The 7,305-nt window shown below is 68.0% G+C and carries 7 protein-coding genes; 3 read left to right on the top strand and 4 right to left on the bottom strand.

The genetic code is table 11. The features are described from left to right. Window positions 1-673: 673 nt before the first annotated feature. The gene (locus tag ABEA24_RS53145) at window positions 674-973 is read left to right on the top strand and encodes a response regulator transcription factor (RefSeq protein ID WP_345444685.1); all 300 of its coding nucleotides are present in this window, start codon (window positions 674-676) and stop codon (window positions 971-973) included. A gap of 216 nt (window positions 974-1,189) precedes the next feature. On the opposite strand, the gene ABEA24_RS53150 is transcribed toward ABEA24_RS53145, so the two are convergent. The 4 genes from ABEA24_RS53150 to ABEA24_RS53165 all read right to left on the bottom strand — a co-directional run bounded on the left by ABEA24_RS53150 (window position 1,190) and on the right by ABEA24_RS53165 (window position 5,079). Continuing rightward, the gene (locus tag ABEA24_RS53150; protein WP_345444688.1) at window positions 1,190-2,392 is read right to left on the bottom strand and encodes an alpha/beta hydrolase family protein; all 1,203 of its coding nucleotides are present in this window, start codon (window positions 2,390-2,392) and stop codon (window positions 1,190-1,192) included. A gap of 86 nt (window positions 2,393-2,478) precedes the next feature. Continuing rightward, window positions 2,479-3,333: a hypothetical protein gene (locus ABEA24_RS53155; RefSeq protein WP_345444691.1), complete on the bottom strand. Its 855-nt coding sequence runs from the start codon at window positions 3,331-3,333 to the stop codon at window positions 2,479-2,481. Next, window positions 3,326-4,156, bottom strand: a complete 831-nt coding sequence (locus ABEA24_RS53160) for an ABC transporter permease (RefSeq protein ID WP_345444694.1) — start codon at window positions 4,154-4,156, stop codon at window positions 3,326-3,328. The genes ABEA24_RS53155 and ABEA24_RS53160 overlap by 8 nt, the downstream gene beginning before the upstream one ends. Next, window positions 4,153-5,079, bottom strand: coding sequence for an ATP-binding cassette domain-containing protein (locus ABEA24_RS53165; protein ID WP_345444696.1), 927 nt, complete (start codon window positions 5,077-5,079; stop codon window positions 4,153-4,155). Before ABEA24_RS53165 ends, ABEA24_RS53160 begins: the two co-directional genes overlap by 4 nt. 200 nt (window positions 5,080-5,279) lie before the next feature. Here ABEA24_RS53165 and ABEA24_RS53170 point away from each other — a divergent pair, with 200 nt between their 5' ends. Both ABEA24_RS53170 and ABEA24_RS53175 read left to right on the top strand, forming a co-directional pair. Next, a complete protein-coding gene (locus ABEA24_RS53170; protein WP_345444699.1) occupies window positions 5,280-6,470 on the top strand; it encodes a sensor histidine kinase in 1,191 nt (396 codons plus the stop codon). Continuing rightward, complete coding sequence (locus tag ABEA24_RS53175) at window positions 6,467-7,123, top strand: response regulator (protein ID WP_345444703.1); 657 nt, start codon at window positions 6,467-6,469, stop codon at window positions 7,121-7,123. Before ABEA24_RS53170 ends, ABEA24_RS53175 begins: the two co-directional genes overlap by 4 nt. Window positions 7,124-7,305 lie beyond the last annotated feature (182 nt).

A 7,305-nucleotide genomic window follows, 5' to 3' on the forward strand; every position in this document is an offset into this window, starting at 1 on the left:
CAAGCGAGGACCAAAAGGCACTGGCTTTTAGCACACTGTTGAGTTCTCAAGAAACGGACACACACCGTCCGGAACCTGTTTCCAGTTCCCGTCTGGGGCTTGTTTCCTCAATCTTACCGATTTGTTTCCCTTTGTCGAATCGACCGACTCAGGAACACCTCTCGGCCCCACCCAGCACACAATAACCGAAGTCCAAGACTCCTGAGACTGTCACTGAGAGAGTCCCGGCGACCGCACCGCCAGATGGCGTCACGTACTCAAGCCGGGCTGATAGATCGACATTACCTCATCTCCGAGACTCGTAATGCCGGTCCCGGTTCCTGTTCCACACATCACCGGTGCTGGCCCGTGGCCTTCGGCGGCCTCGCCCCGCCCAACCGTCGCCTGCCGCATGAAGCCCTCGGTCGGCACGGCTTCCCCCGGGCCGGTGAACCAGCGTCCACAAACGAGGTTGTCGCCCAGGGAGGGGCGGTACTCCCCGCTGTAGGTCTCGGCCGTCAGGTCCGAGGGAATTCCCGGGCTCCGTGCAGTCAGGGGGTTCGTGTATCTCCTCATCGTCAACGCGGGCTGATCGGCATGCGGGAGCGGGTCTTGATGTACGGCGGCGCGTTCACCGCCGGGCCCCGCTCCGGAGGAGGCTTCCGGGGGGGCGGTCATCACCGACGATCAGGCGTTGCTGCGCGCCGTTTCCGGATGCTGCTGCAGCGAGTTCGTCAGGCAGGGCGAGGCCCGGCCACAGCTCGCTCATGGGCTCACCGGGGTGACGGCGCGGGAACGTGAGGTGCTGCGGCTGATCGCCCGCGGCCTGACCAACTTCGACATCGCCGAAGAGCTGGGACTCGGCGTTGCCATGGTGAAGACGCACGTGCGGCGGCTCCTTGACAAACTGGACGCGCATGACCGCGCCCAGCTCGTCATCGTCGCCTACGAGACCGGCCTGGTCTCCGCGGCCGGTCGGATGGGCCCGGCATAGTCCCCTATCGAAACGATCGCGGCATTGGGTCGTTGTGCCATCAGCGACGTGATCGCCCGCGCCTCCAGCGGCGAGCCGACCAACGACCGGCATGGGTGTCTGGACACGGATGCCGGTCACGATGTCGAGGCGGCGAGGGCAATGTGATCCGCCCCCACCGCTACGCCCGACTCTCATAGATGATGAGAACGGTGACCAACGGCCATGCGGGCGACGCTACGGAATGAAGGTGACCTCGGGGAACCTCGGCGACGGGCCGTCCAGCAGGTGGCCCCTGCCGCGCAGGTGCAGGTCGAAGAAGGCCAGCGGGTAGGCCCGCTGGACGGCCTCGCCGCGCTCAGGGGCGAGCGTGCCGATCTGCTCGGCGAGCTGGGCGGGCGTCCACTTCAGCAGTGACGCCACCTGTGGGGCGACCACTTCCAGGTCGCCGTAGGAGGCGTGTTCTACCCCTTCGGTCCTGATGTTGAGCTTCCAGCCCTTCAGATTCGACCAGAACGTGGCCAGGTCGGGGATCCGGTCGCGGACGGCCTTGGTGGCGGTCATCAGCATGTACGGCCGGGCCAGCCCCGCGGTGACGACCGGGCCCGCCACCGGGCCGTCCATGGCCAACCCTGCCTTGATCCGCCGGTCCTCGAACATGGCGGATGCGACCGTGGGCCCGCCGGCCGAGAAGCCGAACAGGCCGACCCGGTCGAGGTCGAGCAGGCCGTGCAGCCCCTTGGGGAGCTTGCGGTGCTCGGCGTCGGGGTTGCCACCACGGTTCAGCACCGCGAGCTGGTCAAGAACGAAGCGGGTGTCGGCGATGCGCTGCTTATAGACCACCCAGCCGGTCCCGGCGCCGTCGGGAACCGAGGTCACCACCCGGCCGTCGGGGAACTCCACCAGGCCGTCATAGGTGTGGTCGATCGTGGCCACCACGTATCCCCGGCTGGCCAGCTCCTCGACCACCACACTGTTGGCCGAGCGGAAGGAGTTGTTGCCCGGGGAGTACAGCACGACGGGCAGCCGGCCCTCGCGCCGGTCGGCGGGGGCACCCTCGTGCCCGTGGGTCTGCGGCAGCAGGACGGCTCCCGGAGGCAGTCCCTCCTGGCGCAGGTACTGGGCCGCTGCCTTGGGCGGCAGCCAGGGCGCCACCGGGTACGCGGCGGCCTTCCTGGCCGGATAGGTCAGGCTGATCATCAGCTCGCGGTCGTGGCCGGCGCCCGCGAACGGGTCCTTCCTTGAGCGGTCGACCAGATGCAGGGACACCGTGCCGAGCGGGGAGGGGCCCGTCGGCGCAGGAAGGGTCAGCTGGGGCGGGGCGGCGGCCTGGGGCCGGGCCTGGGTCTTGAGCTGTGTCTTGGCCTCGGCGGCAGCCGGTACGGCCAGCGACGCGACGGCCAGCAGGGCGGCGGCGCACACCACTCGCGGGGAGATCACACGCACTCCTTCAGATCATTGGAAGTGGGGTGCTCCGAAGCACAGATGGGTTCGGAGTCGGTCAACAGCGCTTCGGAACTACTCATCTAGGCGTCACGGGACATGCGCCAGGCGCCGAGGCCGAGGAAGACGAGCAGGTATATGGCCAGTTCCACGAAGGCCATGGTGGTCGTCGGGGCCCGCAGTGCGCTGGTGCCCGACTGCGGGTGGATTCTGGAGAGGGTCTGGTAGGCGCTGACGAGGAGCCAGCGGTCGGGGAGGTAGGACCATTTCTCGACGGCGTGGGTGGCGCCGTAGGTGAGCCAGATGACGGCGAACATGACCGAGATCGCGCCGGCGGTGTGCCGGATCAGGGCGCCCAGGCCGTAGCCGATCAGGCCGACCACGGCGAGGTAGAGGCCGGTGCATGCCACGGACCGCAGTACGCCGGGGTCTGCCAACTGGACGTCGAGGTTCTTTGCGGACAGCATCCACTGGCCGCCGAGGAAGGTGACGAAGGCGAGCGCCAGGCCGGCGGTGAGCATGACGCCGCCCCCCACCACGGCCTTGGCCGCGAAGACCTTCCCGCGCCTGGGTACGGCGGAGAATGTGGTCTGGATCATGCCCGTCTCGTACTCCACGCTGATGGCGAGGACCCCGAGCACGCCGAAGGCAAGCTCGCCGATCTGCATTCCGGCGAAGGCCTCCGCCAGCGGATCGAATGACGCCTTGTCGGCGGCGGACATGGTGTTCCAGCTCTCGGTGACCGACAGGGTGTCGAACAGGCCGAAGGCGAGCACGAACAGCAGCGCGCACAGCAGAGTCAGCCAGGTGGACCGGACCGAGCGTAGCTTGATCCACTCGGAGGCGAGCATCCCCCGCGTGACGAGGAACCCGCCACGGCGTGGGGGCGCCGAGGCAGACGCCTGACCTGATCGCAGCATCATGACGGGTTCAGGCATCGCGGGAAATCCTCCAGGCGCCCAGCGCGAGGAACACGACCAGGTAGAGCGCGAGGCTGGAGTAGGCCAGTTCGAGGGACGGTATCCGCAGCGCGGGTTTCCCGGTGGCCGCGTGCGTCCTGGTGATCGCGTCTGCGATGTTGAACAGGAGTATCCGGGAGGGCAGGTAGGAGAGGTGATCGAGGACTCTTCCGATCGGGTAGGCGAGCCAGAGCATCGCCACCAGGGCCGCGATCGCGCCGGCGCTGTGCCGCAGGATCGCGCCGAGCCCGAATCCGATCATCGTCACCACGAACAGATACAGACCGGCGGAGAGAACGACCCGCAGCACACCGGGATCTCCCAGATGAACCTCGAGGTGCTTGGACGACAGCATCGCCTGCCCCAGGAAGAACGAGCCGAAGACCAGCAGCATCCCGAGGACCAGCGAGACCACGCCGACCACCAGCGCCTTGGCGGCATAGACCCGCCCCCGCTGGGGCACCGCCGAGAACGTCGCACGGATCATGCCCGTCCGGTATTCGGTGCTGATCGCCAGCACCCCGAGGACACCGAACGCCAGCTCGCCGAAGATCAGCCCGATGAACGAGTCCCCCAGCGGATCGAACTGCGCCTTGTCCTGGGCGGTCATCGTGGCCCAGTTGCTCGCGTCCGACGAGGTGGCCAGCACGCCGAGCACGACGGCGACGAGGGTCGCGAACAGCACCGACAGATAGGTGGAGCGGACCGAGCGCAGCTTGATCCACTCCGAGCGCAGCACTCCGCGCCCGGGCAGGAAGGAGCGCAGTACCCCGCGCTGGGGTAGGGAGGACTGTGCGGTCATCGCCTGCCACGCTTTCCGGGGTCGGTCGCGCGGTATTGCACGGAGGTGTCGGTGAGCTTCATGTAGGCCTCCTCCAGCGATGCCTGCCGCCTGGCCAGCTCGTAGACCTCGACGCCGTTGGCGGCGGCCACCTGGCTGATGGCCTCGGTGGTCAGGCCGGTGACCGCGAGCCCGCCGTCCGGCGCGGCGATGACTTGGGCGCCCTTGGCGGTGAGCAGGTCGGCGAGATATCGGCTCTGTGGCGTACGGACGAGAACGTCGTTCAGCGAGCTCGACTGGATGAAGTCCGCCATTCCGGTGTCGGCGATCAACGCCCCTCGACCGATCACGATCAGGTGGTCGGCGGTGAGCGCCATCTCGCTCATCAGATGGCTGGACACGAAGACCGTACGGCCCTCGGCCGCCAGCGACTTCATCAGGTTGCGGATCCACACGATGCCCTCGGGGTCGAGCCCGTTGACCGGCTCGTCGAACATCAGGATCGGCGGGTCGCCGAGCAGGGCCACGGCGATCCCGAGTCGCTGCCGCATCCCGAGCGAGAAGCCACGGACCCGCTTGCGGGCCACACCGGACAGGCCGGTCTGTTCCAGGACCTTGCCGACGCGGGAGCGCGGCAGGTCGTTGGTGACCGCCAGGCACTCCAGGTGGCTCCTGGCACTCCGCCCGCCGTGCACCGCGCCGGCGTCCAGCAGGGACCCCACGACACGCAGCGGCTTGTCGATCGTACGGTAGGCCACGCCGTTGACCAGGGTCCGTCCCGACGTGGGGGTGTCCAGCCCGAGGATCGTCCGCATCGTCGTGGACTTGCCCGCGCCATTGGGACCCAGGAAGCCGGTGACCTGGCCGGGCCGGATCGCAAAAGACAGGCGGTCGACGGCCTTGACAGGGCCATAGCGCTTGGTGAGCTCGTGAACTTCGATCATTGGGTCTCCTTGACCAGGGGTGTCCCTCACCCCGCGTTCCACAGTGCCGGTCCAGGCGGCTGCGAATCGTCCCCCGGCGGGGCCCTTTCTCGGCTCTGCACGGGGGCGTACGACTGGCGCGATCATCGCTGCGGCTATGCCTGTGGGGATACGCCCGCAGGGCGATGCCATACCCGGGAAAGCGCCCATACGCTCGGGTTATGCATTCTGAGCTCCGCCCGCCACTGTTCAGGTGGGTGCGCGCCGGGCACTGGCAGGCGCTGGACTACCTCGCCGCCGCGGCATGTGCCCTGCTGATGCCGATGTCGTTGTGGAAGTACATGCGCACGCCGGGCATCGCCCTGCTGGCGCTCTCCGGGACCGCGCTGGTCGCTGCGGCGGTGGCGTTGCGGCGGCGGTACCCGCTGGCCGCGACCGTCGCGATGACCGTCTCGATCCTGATCATGCTTCCAGTCCACGGCAGCGCGGGTGTGGTTCCGCCGGTCATGGCGATGCCCTATGTCCTCTACTCGGTGGCCTCCATCTGCCGACCCCGCACCGCGTTCATCGCGCTCGCCGTGGCGCAGGCACCGGTACTGGCGATCGCGGCCTCGCCCAGCCGGGGCATGATCATGTTCGTCTTCCTCTTCGTCACCGTGTGGACGGTCGGCTTCGCGGTGGGACAGCACCGCTCCTACACCGAGAACCTGCTCCAGCAGCAGGCCGCGCGGCAGGCCGAGCGGACCAAGGCCGAACTGCACAAGGCCCAGCGCCAGGTCACCGAGGAACGGATACGGATCGCCCGCGAGCTGCACGATGTGGTCGCGCACGGCATGAGCGTGATCACCGTCCAGGCCGGTTTCGGCCATCTCGTGATCGACGACAAACCAGCCGAGGCCCGCACCGCGCTGGGCATCATCGAGTCCACCGGCCGGGAAGCCCTACGGGAGATGCGCGGGCTGCTCGGATTGCTCCGCGAGGAGGATCCAGACCGCGCGGCAGAAGGCCCCACCCGCGCCCCCACACCGGGGCTGGCAGATCTGGAGCGGCTCGTGACGCAGACCGCCCAAGCGGGCGTACGGGTCGAACTCGCCATCAGCGGGCAGCCCCGCGGCCTGCCCGCCGGGATCGACCTGTCGGCCTACCGGATCATCCAGGAGGCCCTGACCAACGTGGTGAAGCACTCCGGGACCACCACAGCTCGCGCCGTCATCGACTACCGGGCCGACGAGCTGACCATCGAGGTGACCGACCACGGCAGCGGCGGCGCCACACCCCCGGTCCACGGTCACGGCCTGCACGGCATGCAGGAACGGGTCAACCTCTACGGCGGCTGGTTCCACGCAGCCCCCCTGCCCGGCCAAGGCTTCCAGGTCGCCGCCCGGCTCCCACTGGCGGAGAACCCCACATGATCCGTGTGGTGGTCGCTGATGATCAGACCTTGGTACGGGCCGGGTTGCGGGGCATCGTCGAATCAGCAAACGATCTGACCGTGGTAGGCGAGGCGGCGACCGGACTACAGGCAGTTGAGCAAGCCCGCCGCGAACTGCCCGACCTCGTGCTCATGGACGTGCGAATGCCCGAAATGGACGGGATCGAGGCCACCCGCCTCATCACATCATCCACGGCCGTACGCGTCCTGATACTGACCACCTTCAACCTGGACGAATACGTCTACGGAGCACTACGCGGCGGGGCCAGCGGCTTCCTGCTCAAAGACACCCCGCCACTGGATCTGCTGGCCGCCATCCGGGTGATCGCGGCCGGCGACGCGCTGCTGGCCCCCGGCATCACCCGGAGACTGATCGAGGAATTCGCGGCCAGACCAGAACCCGACCCCTTCCCCACCACCCCCGTCGCGCTCGAGGCCGTCACGGACCGCGAACGCGAAGTCCTCACCCTCGTGGCCAAGGGCCTGACCAACGCCGAGATCGCCCAACGGCTACACATCAGCCCCGGCACAGCCAAAACCCACGTCCGCCGACTGCTCGCCAAACTCAACGCCCGCGACCGCGTACAACTCGTCATCATCGCCTACCAGACAGGCCTGATCACCATCCGCTGACACGGCAGCACCGTGGCGCCGACCACCCCCTCCACCACACCGCATCAGTCGCGAACGGGACTGTCCGGATCTTTGTGGGCGGGCCGGTGATCGCTTCTAGTTGAGGGTGATGCGGTCGCCGTAGTAGAGCGACAGCGCGTTCAGCGCCGCCTTCCACCCCGGGGTCTTGCCGGTCACGTTAG

The sequence above is a fragment of the Actinoallomurus vinaceus genome (assembly GCF_039542055.1).
In the GTDB taxonomy this organism is placed as follows: domain Bacteria; phylum Actinomycetota; class Actinomycetes; order Streptosporangiales; family Streptosporangiaceae; genus Actinoallomurus; species Actinoallomurus vinaceus.